The organism is Burkholderia sp. AU16741, assembly GCF_002223345.1.
Taxonomy (GTDB): domain Bacteria; phylum Pseudomonadota; class Gammaproteobacteria; order Burkholderiales; family Burkholderiaceae; genus Burkholderia; species Burkholderia sola.
The window spans coordinates 158049-175613 of the sequence record NZ_NKEZ01000007.1 but is presented as its reverse complement, the minus strand read 5'-3'; the positions used below and the strand labels follow the sequence as shown (position 1 = coordinate 175613).

Genomic DNA, 17565 nt, shown 5'->3' with positions numbered 1-17565 from the left:
ATCTTCAAAGAGAGACAACAATTCATGAACAAGACCTACGCACTGGTATGGAACCAGACCCAGGGATGCTGGACCGCGGTGGGGGAAACCGCGCGCCGACACGGCAAGTCCGCGGGCGGCAAGCGTCTCGCGGCGGCCGCCCTCTCGCTGCTCGGCCTCGCCGCACTGCCCGCTTTCGCGCTGCCCACCGGTGAAACCATCGCCACCGGCAAAGCCGACATCATTCGCGACGCCGACGGCAAATCGATGTCCATCAACCAGCATTCCGACAAGCTCATCGCCAACTGGCAGGACTTCAGCGTCGCCGGCGGCGAGCGCGTGTCGTTCCACCAACCCGGCAGCCAGTCCATCGCGCTGAACCGCGTGATCGGCAACAACGGCAGCCAGATTCACGGGCAGATCGACGCCAACGGCAAAGTCTTCCTCGTCAACCCGAACGGCGTGCTGTTCGGCTCCGGCGCGCAGATCAACGTCGGCGGCCTCGTCGCATCGACACAGAACATCTCCGACGGCGATTTCCTCGCCGGCAACTACCGCTTCTCCGGCACGTCCACCGCGTCGATCGCCAACGACGGCAAGATCACTGCCGCCGACGGCGGCAGTGTCGCCCTGCTCGGCGCACGCGTGTCGAACAACGGCGTGATCCAGGCGAAGATGGGGCGCGTCGCGCTCGGCGCCGGCAATGTATTCAAGGTCAATTTCGACGGCAGCGACCTGCTCAGCCTGCAGGTCGAAGGCGGCGCGGTCGATGCGCAGGCAACCAACGGCGGCCTGCTGAAGGCCGACGGCGGCGAAGTGCTGATGACCGCGCGGGCGGCCGGCAACCTGCTCAATGCGGTGGTCAACAACACCGGCACGATCGAAGCGAAGGGGCTCTCCGGCCGAGGCGGCAAGATCACGCTCGACGGCGGCACCGTCAATGTCGCCGGCAAGCTCGATGCCGGCGGCGACGCGGCCGGCACGGTACTCACCCGCGGCGAACGCGTGAACGTCGCGGCCGACACGCAGGTCGACACGCGCGCGGGCAACACGGCCGGTACGTGGACGATCGAGGCAGCCAACGCCGGCGTGAAGGGGCAAGGCGGCGGCGACCGGTCGATCGGCGCCGACACGTTGTCGCGCAATCTCGATACCACGAACGTCGCGCTGACGAACACGCGCGGCAACCTGACCGTCGACGGTCCCGTCGCGTGGAACAGCGACCGATCGCTGACGCTCACCGCGCAGCACGGCGACGTCGAACTGAAGCAGGCGCTGTCTGCTGCAGGCGAAAAGGCCAGTGTCGTCGTCAATGCCGACGACAAGATCCGCGTGAACGACGCGATCAAGCTGACCGGCCGTAACGCCCATCTCGAGCTGAATTCGAAGAACGGCCATACGTTCACCGGCGACCAGGCCGTCGTCACGCTGTCCGGCGACAATGCGTCGTATCGTTCGAACGGCGAAGACTACAAGGTGGTGCACACGATCGCCGACCTGCGCAACATCGGCACGGACCTGAAGGGCCGCTATGTACTCGGCAACGCGATCGACAACGGTTACACCGAGCGCCTCCGCAGCATCGGCGGCGACAGCGCGTTCTCGGGCGTCTTCGACGGGCTCGGCAATACGCTGAGCCGCCTGTCCATCTACAATCCCGACTCGACGACCGTCGGCCTGTTCAGCCAGAACGCCGGTCGCATCGCAAACCTCAACTTGCGCAGCACCATGACGATCGCAACGGGGCTGCCGTACGGCAGCCCGGTTCTGGTCGGCACGCTCGCCGGCATCAACACCGGCGTGATCTCGAACGTGACGGCCCTCAACGTGGCCGTGTCGGCCAAGGGTCGCACGATCGTCGGCGGCCTGGTCGGCGGCAACTACGGCGGCACGATCGAGCACGCGACGGTATCAGGTTCCGTGGGGGGCGATCGCGGCGTACTCGCGGCCGGTGGCCTCGCGGGCGAGAACCTGACGCTGCTGGACCAACCGCCGACCACGGCGACGATTCGCGACAGCCATGCCGACGTACAAGTCGGCGTCGGGCTGGACGGCTCCGCGGGTGGCCTCGTCGGGATCAACAACGGAACGATCGAGCGCTCGTCGAGCGCGGGCAGCGTGATGGCAAACGGCGACGCGGCAATGGTGGGCGGCCTCGTCGGGCTCAACCGCGAAAACGGCATCATTCGCCAGTCGTCGTCTTCCGCCTCCGCCACCGTGAGGACAAACGGCAACGCGATCGCCGGCGGCCTGGTGGGCATCAACCTCGGCACCATCGAATCGTCGCGCGCCAGCGGAAACGTGTTGGTCCGCGACATCTCGACCGCTGGCGGCCTCGTCGGCCTGAACTTCGGCACGATCGAATCGTCCGTCGCCGACAACGAGGTCGTGGCAGGCCACTACGGCATAGTCGGCGGGCTGGTCGGCGCGAACCACGGCCGCATCAGCAATTCGCAGGCCAACGGCCGCGTGACGGCGGGCGACAATATCTGGGCGGCCGGCGGGCTCGTCGGCGCCAACACCGGGGAGATCGACGCGTCGACCGCGACCGGCGACCTCGTCGTCGGTTCGGACAGCACGGCCGGCGGCTTCGTCGGCCGCAACGATCAAAACGCGCGCATCCGGGCATCGAAGGCGACCGGCAGCGTGCGCGTCGGGGACCATTCGACCGCCGGTGGTTTCGCGGGCGTGAACAGCGGCTTCATCGAAACGTCCCGCGCACTTGGCCGGGTCCAAGGCGGCGGCGCAAGCACCGCGGGCGGCTTCGTCGGCCTCAACGAGGGCACGATCGACGCATCCGGCGCGTCCGGCGACGTGATCGCCACCGACAGCAGCACGGTCGGCGGCTTCGCAGGCTACAACGCGGGCAAGATCGACACGTCGACCGCGTCCGGCCACGTCACCGCCCGCTATGCGAGCAACGCGGGCGGCTTCGCGGGCGTCAACAACGGCACGATCCACGCGGCCAAAGCCAGCGGGAACGTCGTGGCCGGCCATTCGAGCGCGGCGGGCGGCCTGATCGGGCGCAATCGCTCGCAAGTTTCCGAATCCCGCGCGAGCGGCTCGGCGAAGGCCGGCGATAGCTCCGTGGTCGGTGGCCTGATCGGCGCCAATGAGCAGGGCAACGTGACCCTGTCGAGTGCATCGGGCGATGCCGAGGGCGGCGCGAATGCCAGCGTCGGCGGCCTCATCGGCAGCAACGGGGGGTTCGTCACCGCGTCGTCGTCGAGCGGTACGGTTTCCGGCGGCCGCTATGCAAGGCTCGGCGGCCTCGCGGGCGGAAACTTCGGCCGCTTCGAGGGTTCATCGACCACCAGCCGGATCGACGTCACGGACGGCTACAACCAGTTCCATGGTCAACTGGTCGGTGTCAACTACGGGCAAGTGAAACCCTGAGCGTCGTCGGCACGGCGTTCCGCGTGATCGGTTCGCACCGTTGACCGAACGCCGTGACGTGTCGCCAGCGGCATCACCGTGTCGGGCCGGCAGCCTCCGGGCTGCCGGTCAAAAAAGCCGGCCGATCGGGCATACCCGACGGCCGGCTTTTTGACTTTTGGGGGAAGGCGGAAAGGAAACGAACGACACCGGCTTCATCCGGGCGAGTGACCTTTCCGGATCGGTTGCCGGTTCGAGGCCATTCGAACCCGGCATCGCGCGTATTACTGGTAGTTCATCGTGAAAGAGGCCGCTGCATTCGCGGTGCCGGCCGCGATCTTCGGCTGAGTCTGAACGTAGCGCGCCACCAGCGGAATATCCACGCTCTGGTTTCCATATTGACCGACAAACCACTGTCCCGGATTGCCCGCCTCGGAAGAATCGCGCCCGTAGGTAACCGGCGATCCGTCCGTCTGGCGCACGATTTGATAGCCGACACCGCTCGCAGTCGAATCCTTGCTGAGGGACAACATGGTGGATCGGTTAGCGGGATGGGTGGCGTCCGTCATTGTGATGTACATCTTGGTCGTCGCCCCGGACGTGCCGTTTCCACAGTTCAGCCTGATGTCGAACGCCTTGCCGGGCGACGTCGAACCGACCCCGGTAAAGCGCTTTGCGTTCGTGCTCGCCATGGAAACGGTGATCGTTTTCGTGAGGACGCTACAGGTCGGCACCTTGGGTTTGATCTCCACGCTGCCCGCAATATAGAGCCTGCCTACGACTAAATTTTTATCGTCGAATGTGTATTGCGCGATTTGTCCCGTCACTTTTCCTTGAGCCGTAATGGGCCCGGTTTTGACGAGTTGAATTCTTGTATTTCTGAGCGCCATGAGGGGCAGGCGCCCCCCCAGTCTGAACTCTTTATAGGGATAAACGTACTTGCCATCATTCGACAAAAGACGCAAGCCCACACCTGAAACACTGGATGCGTAGGTCTCGTACGGCCCGCGTGTTCCGATGCCGGCGAGGGTCGTCCGCCCGATGTCCGTTTTACACGAAGCCGAATAGACATCGTTTTCTCTCACGATACTTGCCACCGCTTCCGACAGTACGGTTCCATCCGGCACACTCGGATCGAATTCACCCATTTCCCACGACGCATAGGATTCGACGCTCACGCCCACGGTCGGTTGGTGGACTATGTCGTAGAACGAGCAGTCGCCTGCCGTGGCCGCCACCGCCGAGCCCGTGCAGAACGCGGACCAAAATCCAAAAACAATCGATAAACGTCCAATGGACTCCATCTTTCGCATGAAATAATCTCCTGTCGCAATACCATCACTCGGCGCTTACCGATCCGCCGTCTTGCAGTTCATCGCCACGCGGTCATATGCGACCGCCTTCCGCCGCGCCGGCAGCACGTAGTTGCCTTCGCACGAAGCGTCGCTCCAGCGAATCGACAGGCGCCCTTGAACCTGGATGCCAAAAACGGGCACGCTTGACGAGCGTCACGGCGGTTGCCGTGTTGCCACAGTCCGGGTTCAGGCTGATCGATGTGCCGCCCACGATGCCGTGGCCGACCAACCGCCGATCGAATCGACGCTCACCGTGCCGAGGTTCACGTCGATGTTCGCTTGCCTTTTCACCCTTCACGTTCGTGCCGCCGGCCGCCGTGGTCGAACCTGCGCCGAACATCCCTGCGGCTGCTCGCCAGGGCGAGAATCTTCCTGTTGAAAGCCGTCACTATCTTCTCCAGTCTTGACTCAATTCAGAAGCGCCTTATCGGAATGGAAACCCGAATAAGAGTGCGCATAATGATGACAATGTTTACAAATTCAGTATCTAGTTGGAGAACGACATTTGATTTTTTATTGGTCGTACGAGAACTAATGACGCAATTTTATGAAAATTCTATTATTTATTAGAAAAATCAAGTTTTATAGAGCGCCCCACGAGAAAAATAAAATTCTGAAATGCACGCATGGCACATAAAATAGTTATTTTCTTATCAATTTGCGAGATTCATGAGATTTGTCCCAGGCGAAATTCGGCAACACACGTCTCCATGAATCGATTCATCCGGGTGCCTGCGTCCAGGATGGGCGGAATGGCTACTTTCGCGCCGGTTGCGGTTTGCCGTGCCGACGGGCGGCGTCGCAATTGCCACGCTGAACCGGCAAGGACGGGCCCAGCTCTGAATGTCGTTCGATCGGCCATCAGCGATCGACGGCGCATGCGATCTCGCCCCGGAACGCTGGCCAGCGATCCTTGGACGTGTCCGTTCTGCCGTCGTTGACGATCCCTTCCATGGCGGCGCACGCGTCACCGGCCAGCGCAAAGCCGCCGCGCAACGAGCGCAGCTCGATCCGGACCGGATCGACTGCATCAAGCGACGACGCATCGTCAATCATGGAAGCGAGTGCAGCGTCGCCATTCGCAGCTTGTCGCGCATCTCGTCCGTCATGACAGGTGGCGCCGCCACCGCCGCATCGGCTCGCGTTTGCCGTGCCGGTGCAGCACCGCGTCGAGCGCAGTGATCGACAGCCGCTCGAACACTGCCTCGACCGCGCCGACCTCCGCACAGCTTCGCCGATCCTCATCGGTCGCATTCACGGTCATCACGATAGCCAGCCGGCCTTGCGCGCGGAAACTTCGCCCCCCTTCCAAAACTCGTCGACCCGCTGCCGGATCTCCGTCACGGACGGCTACAACCGGTTCCACGGTCAACTGGTCGGTATCAGCTACAGGCAAGTGAAACCCTGGGCATGCCGGTCTGGCGTTCGGTGTCGTGGGTTCAATGACGCCCGAACGCCTTGACGCGGCGCGCGGCGTGAACGCGCGTAGCTGACGGCCTCCGCGTCGTTGGCTAAGGCTGGCCGGCCGGGCGTACCGGGCGGCCAGCTATTCGGATTTCCAAGGGACCGAATATCGAGCGACCGACGTTTGTCAATGCGTGGATGCGGTCTGTATGCAGCCGGCTCGAAGCACCAAATCCGTTCTTCATGCATGCGCCTGCGACACCGTTCCGGAAGCGAATTTAGTACTTGTCTCATTTCGCTCGTCGCTCTGCCAATAGATAATTGGCCAACGTCGTTGACCACACCACACTAGTCGATCGGGAACGGATGCCGCATTCAGCACCCATCGCCGATCTATAGCCCCGAAATTCGGGTGACCTCTCCTCATTCCAATGCTCGATAATGAAGAAAATAAAATTCGTACTTTTTCTATCAGCAGTACTTCCAATTCATGCTCTTGCAGCATGCACGGCCACCACAAATGACGGCCGAGATTACTTCATCGTTGCCGTTAACGGATTCAACCCGCCGCCTTTCAGCCCCGGAGACATTCCGATCGGCGGCATCATTTACGAGGCGAAAGCGGACGCGCTTACCTTCACCAATGCGATCAATCCGTGGGATCCCGTGACAACCTGCTCTTTCACATTCCGGAGACGCATAACAGGCGTCGGCATACCCGACGCATCCAAAATCTATCCGACTAACATACCCAATGTCGGGTTGCGAATCATATCGCCCTTAGGGGAGGTCGCTCCCTTCACTTCGACGGGACTCCCAATAGCACAGGTGTACTGGAACATCTATTACGCACCCAAAATCCAACTGATCAAGACCGGAAACGTAACGGAGAGCGGCGTATTGAGCGGCGCCTATGCCAACTACAGGGTAGACAACGACGCCGGGCAGTTACTGGTCGAATATCGCTTCGCCGCACCTGTTCTGGTCACGCCCAAAGTGCCGAGCTGCACGGTCACGACCCCGCGCATACAGGTGCCGATGGGCGAGACAATGGCCTCGACGGTCTTCACCGGTGTCGGCTCGAGCGCGCCGTCGCGATCGTTCGGGATCGACCTTTCCTGTTCGGGCGGCGACAGGGGTACCACCGCGAAGGTATATGTCACGCTGACCGATGCAACGAACCCGGGGAACACGTCGACAACGCTATCATTGTCGAAAGACTCGACAGCCACCGGCGTGGGCCTTCAGATTCTGAAGGGTGACGACGTGCTCGGATACGGTCCCGCATCCTCTGCTATCGGCAACACCAATCAATGGCTGGGCGGGTCGGTTGCCCAAGGCGCTGCTGGCCTGAGCATCGCACTGCGGGCGCGCTATGTGCAGACCAGCCCGCGTATCAAGTCGGGAACGGCAAACGCGATCGCAAACTTCACGATGAGTTACCAGTGAAATCGCGATCCCCTGCAAGTGACGATAGAACCCAGCCAGGGCTTTAACCCGGATTCGGGGAAATCAGCCTTGAGTTGAAGGCCGTTGAAACCTGCATTGCACGGCTTACTGATAGCTCATCGCGAAGGTAGCCGTTGCATTAGCCGTTCCACCCTTCATCGGCCCCACGGTTCGCAGATAGCGCGCTTTCGACGGAATGGACACAAGCCCATTACCGCACTGTGCGACAAACCATTGATTGGGATTAGCGGATGCGGACGAGTCGGATCCGTAACGGACAATGGCATCATCCGCTCGCCGGATTTCCACGCCGACTCCAGCCGCCGCGCTGGAACCGGTCGACGCCAGCGTCAGCACGCCACCGCGATTGCCCGGGCTCGCGGCATCGGTCATGGTTATAAACATTCTGGTCGACGCTCCTTGCGACCCGCCAAAACAGTCCAAATCGATCGAGAATGGTCTGAGGTCGGATCCACCGCTGGTCTCGAGCGACTTGGCCGAGACCGACCAAAGCGGTACGCCAATCACCTTGTTCCGTACGGGACAGGTCGGCACCGTAGGCTTGATCGGTAAGCCACCGGTCAAGAAAACGCGACGGGCCGCATATCCTTGATCGGGGAAATATGTTTGCCCAATCTGCCGGTTAAAACCCCTCCGGACGTGATCGGTCCGGTCTTGACAAGCTCGATCGTAAAGTAGGCCGAATCCGCCAGAGGCGCAGCTGCCCCATCGCAGTAGTCCTGCTGTGGCCACCATTGGGGCGCATTGATGCCCCCTGCGATTCGATAACCAACGCCCTCTACAGAAGTCACATATGTACTATAGGTCGCATTATAGGTATCCATTCCCCGATACATCCGCGCGCCCATGATTTTCCCATCTCAGGTAGCGGCACCCCCTACACCGCTAGCGGTCCAGTTGGCTCGATACAAGACAGTACCGTTCGGAATCTCGGGATCGAACACTGCGGGTTGGAAGGATGGAAATTCGACTCTCTGAAAAGGGACAATTTGGCCCGAGTCTTGCCTGACCTGACATACCGCAAACGCGGACACTGGAATCGCAGCGACAATGGCGAACGTACAAATGGCAAATATTTTCATCACTCTCTCCCGACCTAAAGAGCAAAGCCGCTTGCCTACTTTCACCGCAAGTATTTGCAGCAAATCGAGATCCACGTATAAAAGGCGCCAGCCAGTTATTTCGCGACTTGCACGTCCATTTTCACCATCTCCGGCGACGACCCGAAGCTATTGAATACGGGACGCTCAACATTCCGACTTGGCATCCCGCCAAATTCCTCACTTCATCTGCCAATCATCGGCCGGCCATCTTGCAACTCATCGCCACCCGCTCATATGCGAGCGTCTTCTTCCGTTCCGGCAACGCGTAGTTGCCTTCGCACGAACCCTCGCTCCAGCGGATCGACAGGCGCCCCTGATCCTTGACGCCGAACACAAGCACACGCGATGCGTTGTCGACCATGCCGAGCACCTTGTCGTTTTCGTCGTACGCGGTCGCACCGAACGGCACCTTGTCACCGTTGCTGCCCGTCACGTCGAACTGGACACGGCGACCGGTCTCTGCCGTGAAGCGCGCCTTGACGATTGCGCCGCGCGTCGGCACCACCGACTTCGAGTTGTCGGTCAGGTCCGTGTCGAAACCAAGACTCTCGGTATCGATGTTCAGCCAGTTGTAGCGATACGGCTGCGCATACGGCACGATCGCGTAGCCACGACGGTCGGTGCTGATGCTCGACGACGACGAGAAACGTGCGCCACGCACGCCCGGCACTTCCGCGATCGCGAAAGTCTCGCCCACCGTCTGGCCCAACGTGATACCGCCGCTGTGTACGACGATCGAACCCGCCGCACCGACGTCGGCGTGTTTCCCGCGGCCCGACTGCGTGTAGTTCGACGTCAGCTTGGCCATCGGCGTATCCCAACCGAGACCCACGCCGCCCGATCCGCCCGAATCCTTGCGGTAATCGCCCTGCACGGAGTAGTTGACGGTATTGGCTTCGTTCAAGAACCCGTTCACGCCCGCCTGAACGCTCACGTCGCCACTCGTCGACGCCACCGTGTTCGCGAACGCACGATGCGAACGCACACCGCCGCCGATCGGGATGCTGACCGATGCGGAAAACTGCGTGTCGGCACGGCCGAATGCGCCAGTGTCCCGCGTATGCGCGACCGAGACGCTGTAGCTGAGATTCTTTAGTGCGCCGCTATAGCCGAACTGAATGTTGCGGCTCGAACCGCCGCGGTTCCAGTAGCTCGTGTCGCCGACACTCGCGTAAATCGAACCTCTCGACCCGATCGACTGGTTGATGTTCAGGTCGACGCGGCTTTTCTGACGACGATACCCACCCCCGCCCTGGCGATCGAGATCGTCGACGTGCTGGCTGAACGTGCGATAGCCGTCGGTCGAGTAGCGATAGCCGACCATCGTGAAGGTCGTGTCGGTAGATGTCAGCGTTTTCGAATACAGGAAGCGGAGACTCTGCCCGGTCGACTTGCGGCCTTGCGTGCTCGACTGGCTGTGCGTGACGTCGAACGAGATTCCGCCCAATGGCGAGTTATAGCCGACGCCGAGCGCAATCGCCGCATAGCGCTCGGCGCCGATCAAGCCGCCATAACCGGTCAGGTTGTCCGACACGCCGTAGACCAGCGACCCTTGGGCAAACTTGGGGCGGGACTGACCATAGCCACGATACTGACCGGCCGAAAATGCGTAACGCATCGTGCCGCGACGAATCATGACGGGCAGATACGAATACGATTGCCGGAAAGTGCGCGTGCTCCCGTCGGACTCGATGATCCTGATCTCGAGGTCGCCGTTCGAGCCGCTCGGATAGATGTCCCGGAACTCGAACGCGCCCGGCGTCACGGACGCCGAATAGATCACGTAACCGTTCTGACGAACTTCGACGACCGCGTTGCTTTGCGCGATACCGCGCACCACCGGCGCATAGCCGACTTCGTTGTCGGACAGCATCCCCGTATCGGAGCTGACCTGTACACCAAGAAAACGCACGCTGTCGAAGATTTCACCGGACGAGTACACTTCGCCCGCGGCCAATCGGCCCTTGATGCCGATCAGGTCGCGCTCAACGTAGCTGCGGTTGACGCTGAAATCCGAAGGCGAACCACGCCGCCACGACAGCGCCGACTCGTTACGGAACCGCCAGGCACCGATGTTCACGCCATTGCGCAACCCGAGATACCCATAGTCGCTGCGATATCCGGAATTCGTATCGTGACTGAAGTTCGCCTGATAGTTCGAATAGGCCGCGGCGACACCCTCATCCCACAGCGACGGATCGACAAGACCACGTATTTGCCCCGGCGCATAGATCTGCGGGACGCTGATATCAAGCGTGAGCGTACCGACGTCGAAACTCGCCGCCGCACCGTCGACCAGTTGGTCGAGACGAACGAGCGTTTTGTCGTCCAGCCCCGCTTCCAGCTTGTGCTCGCGCTCAAGACGCTTCAAATCGACGCCGAGCGACTTGAGCAAACCATACGTGATCACGGGACGTACTTCGCCCGATTCGTCCGCCTTGAACGCAATCGACTCCCGCTTCGCGCGCCGCTGGTTCAACGATACGTCTACGTCGTAGATGCCCGGCGCGACCGAACTGCCGCGCTCGAAGTACGTGAGTTCGACGGGACCGTCCCCCTTCTTGAGGAACATCTCGTTGAACTCGGCCGCATTACCGGAAACAGGTGCAATGATGGCGCCGAACGCCATCAGACAAGACGCGCGCTGGCAAGCCTCTACGATTTTCTTGACAGTTGTGTTCATGTCTTTATTGCGCGCACCTGTCACTCGATCGAGCTATCGGATATACGCACCTCTCCTTTATTAGTACAACGTATTTATTTATCGTGAAAAATCCAGACGGCCATCCGACGCTTGGGGGGCTAATTCGACATATCGGCTTGCGTGTCGACAGTTGCGCCGAAGTCGTTGATCGAGCTGAATTCGACCTTGGCGTTCACCGGTTGCGCATGCCCGGTGTAGTCCTTGAGCGACAGCCGCTTTACGGATTTGGGTGCGACCATCTCGGTGACGATCGGATAGGCATTCGTGCCGACCTTGAGGCGTGCGTGGCCGAGCGAAACAAAATAGGGAGTGTCATTGACGACGTCCAGCGCCGGCTTTCCGCCGTCGCTACTCCAACGCCACTTCAATTGGGCAGGCGCCTCGTCTGCTTTGCCGGGCAGATCGGCGGGCCGATAAAAGAGTTTGATACGTTGACGAACGGCGATTTGCAGCGAGTTATCGCCCTTCGCGCGTTGCGGAATCTCCTGCACGCTCAACCAGAACGCCGATTCGCGGTCGGCCGCCAAGCCTTCTCCTGCATAGAAAATGCGCAGGATCTGCTGCTTGTCGCCTCCGAGCCGGCTCAGCGATGGTGTGAGGGCAAACGGCAAATCGCCTTGCTTTTCATCGAGGGACTCAATCCACGACTGGATCATCACGTCGCCCTTCGATTGATTCTTGACGACGACGGATGCTTCCTTGCTTTGCCCAGGATAAACAACGCGCGTACCGGACAGCGAAATGCCGGCATGCGACGGCGCGGACAAGAAAAACATCGAGCTGGCCGCGACCAGCCCGGCAATGAGAGATTTCTTCATATCGGATTCGAATCTGGAGGCGGCGGCGAAATGGCTCGTGCCATTTCACCGCTCGATTGAACGACTTACTCGTACGTCAGCGTGAACGGCAGCGTGCCGTTCGCCGTACCTGCTTCGATCTTGTCACCGTTGGCGACGTAACCAGCGCGCAGATCCAGTGCCGCGGTGTAGACCGGCGCGGCTTCCGTGCCGCCCTTGACCAGCGGTGCATCGATCGTCTCGTTGGCCGCGAGGTTCAGCAGCGTGTTGCTGCCGTTGTAGATGCCGATGCCGACACCCTTCGCGCCACCCGAGACCTGCAGCAGCTTGTTGTTCTTGCCGTCGATGCCCGAGCCCGCGCGCGGATCGAACTTCATCTTGATCAACGTCAGGTCGGTTGCCGTATTGCCGCAGTCGAGGTTCAGGTTGATCGACGTGCCGCCCGCGACGCCGCTGCCAGCCGTGCCGCCGATCGAATCGACGCTGACCTTGCCGAGGTTGACCGCGATGTCCTGCTTGCCCTTTTCACCGGTCACGTTGGTGCCCGCACCACCCGTGATCGAGCACGATGCCGCCGTGATACTGCCGGTGAAATTGATCGTGCCGTCAGCGGCCATTGCCGAACCTGCTGCGACCATGCCCACGACTGCTGCCGCGGCGAGAATTTTCTTGTTGAGAGCCACGATTTTCTCCAAATGAAACGTGATTGAACGACTCTTTGCAGAGCAGGATGAATGATGCCAATCCACGCACATTTGGTATTTAGTTGCCGAACGATATCTACATAGAAATTCCTAGTACGGGTACTAAATTTTGATTTTCAACCGTGTGAATACCTGACTCCGATCAAATACAAGGATTTCATACAATGTGGCCGAGATCCGTCCCGCGAGCGGACGCTCGAGAACGAGAACACGAGAGGAAAGGAAGACGGCCTCGGATGAACCCGCCTGCGGTCGGTAACCGCATGCCGCCTGTCAATCGACTCGCGACGTTTGGCCACGTGGCCAGATGCGACGCCAGGCGGCTCAGTTGCCGGACAACCTCGAAAGCGCGGCCTGGACAGCCGCCCGTATCGCCGGCCATTCGGGCTTCAGCGCGTCGATGCCGCCGTCGGCGAGCGTACGTTCGCCTCGTGCGCATGCGTCGGTTGCTGGCGCATTGCCGGCCAGCGCGAAACCGCCGCGCATCGAATGCAGCTCGGTCCGGACCGGATCGACTGCGCCACGCAACAGCCCGTCGTCGATCACGACCAGCGAGCGCTGCGTCGCTGTCCGTAACGCATCGCGCATCTCGTCCGTCATGAGGGGCGCGGCGCTCGCCATCGCCGGATCGGCTTCCGCCGTCGGCTCGCGCTTGCCGTGCCGCCGCAACACTGCGTCGAGCGCGTCGATCGACAGCGGCTTGAGCACGACCTCCACCGCGCCGACCTGCGTGCAGCGACGGTAGTCCTCCTCGGTTGCATGAGCGGTCATCGTGATCACCGGCACGCTCGCCCCCTGCTCGCGCAAGAAGTTCGCCAGCGCGAACCCGTCGAGCTCCGGCATGCCGAGATCGGTCAGCACGACGTCGAACGGATGCGAAAAATACGCACGCATCGCCTCGATGCCGTTCGCGACGATCGTCGCGTCGTAATGCAGTGCCTCGAGTTGATCGCGCAGCAGCGCGCGGCTCGCCGGGTGATCTTCCGCAACGAGTACACGCAATGGCGCTTCGTCTTCGTGCGGCCGCGCCGGCGCAATCGGCGCCTCGGCGTGCGGTTCGTCGAACGCTACCCGCCAATCGGCCGGTGCGGCGGGCAGCGACAACAAGGCCGTGATCGCCGCGCCTTCGCCCGGCTGGCTCTCGACCGCCAGATCGCCATGCATCAGCCGGACGATCCGGTGGCACAGCGGCAAACCCAGCCCGGTACCGCCGAAGCGGCGATAGATCGACGCATCCGTCTGGATGTAGACGTCGAACAGCGATGGCAGGCTGCGGGCAGGAATGCCGATTCCGGTATCCCGCACCGCGATCTCGAGCGTGCGCGCCGCCCCCTCGCCCGGTGCCGGCCGCGCGTCGATGCTTACGCCGCCGCGCTCCGTAAACTTGATTGCATTGCTGACGAGATTCGATACGAGCTGGCGCAGCCGGGTCGGATCGCCGATGTAGCCGTCGGCCAGTTCCGGCGCGATCCGGCAGTCGAGCGCCAGATGCTTCGCCTCCGCGAGCGGGCGGAAGATCGCCGCGACGTCGCGCAGCACCGCACGCAAATCGAACGGCACGGCCTCCAGCACCATCTGGTTGGATTCGGCTTTCGACAGGTCGAGCACGTCGTTGATCACGCGCAGCAGCGCATCCGACGACGACATCACCGTCTGCAGGCGCCGCCGCTCGTCGACCGGCAACGCCCCGCGCGTCATCAATTCGAGATTGCCGACGATCGCGTTCAGCGGCGTACGAATCTCGTGGCTCATCGTCGCGAGGAAGGTCGACTTCGCCTTGTTCGCATCGTCCGCGGCTTCCCGCGCCTCGCGCAGCTTGTCCTCGGCCTGCTTGCGCGCGGTGATGTCGGTCAGCGTACAGAGCAGCACGTCGACGCCGCGATAGCGCGTACGGACGATGTGCGCGGCGAGATAGGCCGTGCCGCCGTCGGCACGCTCGACCGGCAACTCATGCGTGACGACGCGCCGCGCTTTCCCGCTCGCCATGCTGCCCTGGTAGGCCTGCCAGATACGCTTGCCGAGCGACGGCGCCGGACCGGTGTCGCCGTAGACCTGTGCCGCGTCGTTACGCACCATGGTTTCGCCGTTGGCCAGCGACAGCAACATGAGCCCGGCCGGCGCCGTGCGAATCAGCGTGCGGTTCAGCGCCTCGCTTTCGATCAGGCGGATCGCGCGGCGATTGGCGGGACGCAGCGCGCGCCGGTCGAACATGACGATCGCGAACCATACCGTGCCGATCGCGAGCAGCGCGAGACCGACCGCAATGCCCAGGCGGACGGCCACATCGTCAAACAGGCTACGCCATGAAATCGTCGCGGTCAGCACTTCGCGGAACCCCGGCATCGGGTCGCCGATCACGATGTTCATGCCGACGCGATGGGCCGCGGCGCGTTCGCCATGCGCCGTACGCGTAAGGTCGAGCGCCCGGGCAGTCAGCGTGGGATCGGCCGCGCGACCGGTCAGGACCTGCCCGTTCGGGCTGACCAGCGCGTAGTCCCTGCCCGCCGACGAGGAACGGAGAAAATCGTCGACCGCCGGCCGCGTGACCACGACGAACCAGGCGATCGGCTTGCCCTGCCCATCGCGCACCGCCTGCACGAACCGCAGCACCGAGCGTCCGGTCAGCGGATCCTCGCGGCGATCAAGGAGAATCTTCCGGTAATCCGGCGCAGCCGCCGCCGACACGAAATCGCGCGACGGTTGCAACTGCCGGATCAATGCCTTGATGTCGAAACCGGCCGGAAGCGCCACCGCCTGCTTGACCAGCGGATAGCCTGTCACAACGACGAAATTGCCGTCCGGGTCGACCAGATACCCGCCCATCCCCGGGTCGCCGGGCTGTTGTATCGGCATGCTGCCGGTGAGCTCGACCTGCGCCAGCAGCTTGCCGAGCAAGGGTGCGTAGGCGCTCACCGGTTGCGACGATGGAGCGACCGCGAACGCGGCAAACGCCACACGCCCTGCCTGGCCCACTGCGACCAATCTGCCGCGATCGTCGACGAACCGCCCGAGCGTGTCGGGCGATGCAGTCGGACCTTGCCGCGCGATCAGTTCGAGGTTCTCGACGTAGCGATTCTGGAGCGCCCTGACCACCTCCATCTCCGCCAACAGATCGGCCTTGCGTACCAGGAAGTCCGAGCGGAACTGCACAACCGATTCCTGCAGGTCGAGTCGCGCAACCAGCGCGGTGCAGACCAGTACGAACACCGTGATCACCACGCCGCTTCCGTACAGCAGCCATTGCTGCTGGCGTCGCACGCGCCCTGGCTCGAACGGCTTGCGGCCCGCCGCCGCGGTGGCGTGCGCGATCACCGTTTTCAGTTTGCCGGGCATACGTATCGTCGAAGTTGCGTGGGTGCCGGCACGGCATCACGTGCCGTCCGGGTCGCTCGGTGCTGCCCGCCGGTTGCCCGTCTAGGCATCGGTCGCCGGCAATTCGGGCAACTGGCCTTCGCTCGCGTAGCGAATCAGGTCCGCATCACGGACGATGCCGAGCTTCTTCATCGCACTCGATTTTTGCGAACTGATCGTCTGCTTGCTCCGGTGCAGCTGGACCGCGATCTCGCCGACCGTCAGGCCAGCCCCGTACAACCGCACGACTTCGATCTCGCGGGCAGTCAGCGTGCGGATACCTGCGGACGGCTGACACTCCTCCAGCAGCTTCTTGACGAACGGAGACAGATAGTTCGCTCCGACGAACGCCGCATGAACCGCGCCGACCAGGTGCGAAATCGCATCGGACTTGCTCAGGATGCATCCGACGCCCTGCTTCTGGATCGCAAGCAGCACGCTCGGGTTGTCGATCATCGTGATCGTCACGAGGCGCAGCGCGGGATAGCGGCGTTGCAGGAACGACAGTAACGACAGGCCGTCGCCGTACTTGCCGCCGGGCATCACGTAATCGACCACGAGCACGTCGCTCTGCTGTTCGTCGAGCATCGCCACCAGGTCGGTCGAATTGGAGACGGTACCCAGCAGCTTGATCGTGCTGCTGCCCGCGAGCGCCTGCGACATCCCGAGTGCGGACGAAGGATGATCGTCCGCGACCATCACTCGCACAAAAAATTCATCCATCTCTGTTCTTCTCCCGATACACGCGGCCTAACGTGCCATGTTGTGCGACGCGCCATGATTCGAATCCATCCTGCAACACGGTCGCGTTGCAACGTTCGGCGAACCGGGCGGTGCGCAGCGTAATTTTAAGATAATAGCCGGGTTCCGCTTCGCGGCGGTGCGATGCGGCATGGCGGCCTGCGCCCGCACCGATCCGATGCAACGACGGCCCCGCCGCGCACGGCGTTGTTGCTGCATGAACCTGCATTGATCCGACGCCCGCACGCAACCGATCGGCGGCGCCCCCACGCCGTCGATCCATCGCGTCCCGCAGGGCGGCCCAGGCCGCCGTCTAACGTTTGACCGAGGATGTGTCGGATTCGCCCGATCCGTCATCCGCGGCGTGCTGCCATTCGGTGATGATCCGCCGCTTCTGCGATGGCGACATCATCATGAATTCGTTCAGTTGCGTGAGGAAATCCCGTCTGGATTTCTCCGGCAGCGTCGCAAATCCGAGCAGCAGCCCGAACACCTTTCCCATATAGCGCACGGCCTTACCCTTCCTTCTTCAGTCGAAATCACGCGGCACCGACGCGATGCGGCGTGTCTGCCTTCCCCGTT

14 protein-coding genes are annotated in these 17565 nt (G+C 62.1%); 2 read left to right on the top strand and 12 right to left on the bottom strand.

From position 1 onward, the window contains the following. Nucleotides 1–24: 24 nt before the first annotated feature. Complete coding sequence (locus CFB89_RS17640) at nt 25–3375, top strand: GLUG motif-containing protein (protein ID WP_089468967.1); 3351 nt, start codon at nt 25–27, stop codon at nt 3373–3375. A 263-nt stretch (nt 3376–3638) separates the two neighbouring features. Here CFB89_RS17640 and CFB89_RS17635 read toward each other — a convergent pair whose 3' ends face one another. From CFB89_RS17635 to CFB89_RS34955, 4 genes are all read right to left on the bottom strand, one after another. Next, nucleotides 3639–4667, bottom strand: a complete 1029-nt coding sequence (locus CFB89_RS17635) for a fimbrial protein (RefSeq protein ID WP_089468966.1) — start codon at nt 4665–4667, stop codon at nt 3639–3641. 73 nt (nt 4668–4740) lie between these two features. Further along, a complete protein-coding gene (locus tag CFB89_RS34335) occupies nt 4741–5049 on the bottom strand; it encodes a hypothetical protein (RefSeq protein ID WP_144030126.1) in 309 nt (102 codons plus the stop codon). A gap of 521 nt (nt 5050–5570) precedes the next feature. Continuing rightward, on the bottom strand, nt 5571–5765 hold the full coding sequence (locus tag CFB89_RS17630) for a hypothetical protein (RefSeq protein ID WP_089468965.1): 195 nt from the start codon (nt 5763–5765) through the stop codon (nt 5571–5573). 49 nt (nt 5766–5814) lie between these two features. Beyond that, on the bottom strand, nt 5815–5973 hold the full coding sequence (locus CFB89_RS34955) for a hypothetical protein (protein ID WP_179233465.1): 159 nt from the start codon (nt 5971–5973) through the stop codon (nt 5815–5817). 581 nt (nt 5974–6554) lie between these two features. Here CFB89_RS34955 and CFB89_RS17625 point away from each other — a divergent pair. After that, the gene (locus CFB89_RS17625) at nt 6555–7562 is read left to right on the top strand and encodes a fimbrial protein (RefSeq protein ID WP_089468964.1); all 1008 of its coding nucleotides are present in this window, start codon (nt 6555–6557) and stop codon (nt 7560–7562) included. 105 nt (nt 7563–7667) lie between these two features. Here the strand turns inward: CFB89_RS17625 and CFB89_RS34950 are convergent, their stop codons facing one another. The 8 genes from CFB89_RS34950 to CFB89_RS17590 form a co-directional block, all read right to left on the bottom strand. Continuing rightward, nucleotides 7668–8090 (bottom strand): fimbrial protein, encoded by a 423-nt coding sequence (locus tag CFB89_RS34950; RefSeq protein ID WP_179233464.1) that lies wholly within the window; start codon nt 8088–8090, stop codon nt 7668–7670. 53 nt (nt 8091–8143) lie between these two features. Beyond that, nucleotides 8144–8407 (bottom strand): hypothetical protein, encoded by a 264-nt coding sequence (locus CFB89_RS34945; protein ID WP_179233463.1) that lies wholly within the window; start codon nt 8405–8407, stop codon nt 8144–8146. Between the two features lie 472 nt (nt 8408–8879). After that, nucleotides 8880–11258 (bottom strand): fimbria/pilus outer membrane usher protein, encoded by a 2379-nt coding sequence (locus CFB89_RS17615; protein WP_256979695.1) that lies wholly within the window; start codon nt 11256–11258, stop codon nt 8880–8882. Between the two features lie 230 nt (nt 11259–11488). Further along, a complete protein-coding gene (locus tag CFB89_RS17610) occupies nt 11489–12208 on the bottom strand; it encodes a molecular chaperone (RefSeq protein WP_179233462.1) in 720 nt (239 codons plus the stop codon). 65 nt (nt 12209–12273) lie between these two features. Then, complete coding sequence (locus tag CFB89_RS17605; RefSeq protein WP_256979694.1) at nt 12274–12870, bottom strand: fimbrial protein; 597 nt, start codon at nt 12868–12870, stop codon at nt 12274–12276. A 345-nt stretch (nt 12871–13215) separates the two neighbouring features. Beyond that, on the bottom strand, nt 13216–16224 hold the full coding sequence (locus tag CFB89_RS17600; protein WP_089468960.1) for an ATP-binding protein: 3009 nt from the start codon (nt 16222–16224) through the stop codon (nt 13216–13218). Between the two features lie 81 nt (nt 16225–16305). Further along, entirely contained in the window at nt 16306–16965 is a 660-nt protein-coding gene (locus CFB89_RS17595; RefSeq protein ID WP_089468959.1) for a response regulator, read from the bottom strand. 331 nt (nt 16966–17296) lie between these two features. Then, the gene (locus tag CFB89_RS17590; protein WP_089468958.1) at nt 17297–17485 is read right to left on the bottom strand and encodes a hypothetical protein; all 189 of its coding nucleotides are present in this window, start codon (nt 17483–17485) and stop codon (nt 17297–17299) included. Nucleotides 17486–17565: the final 80 nt, after the last annotated feature.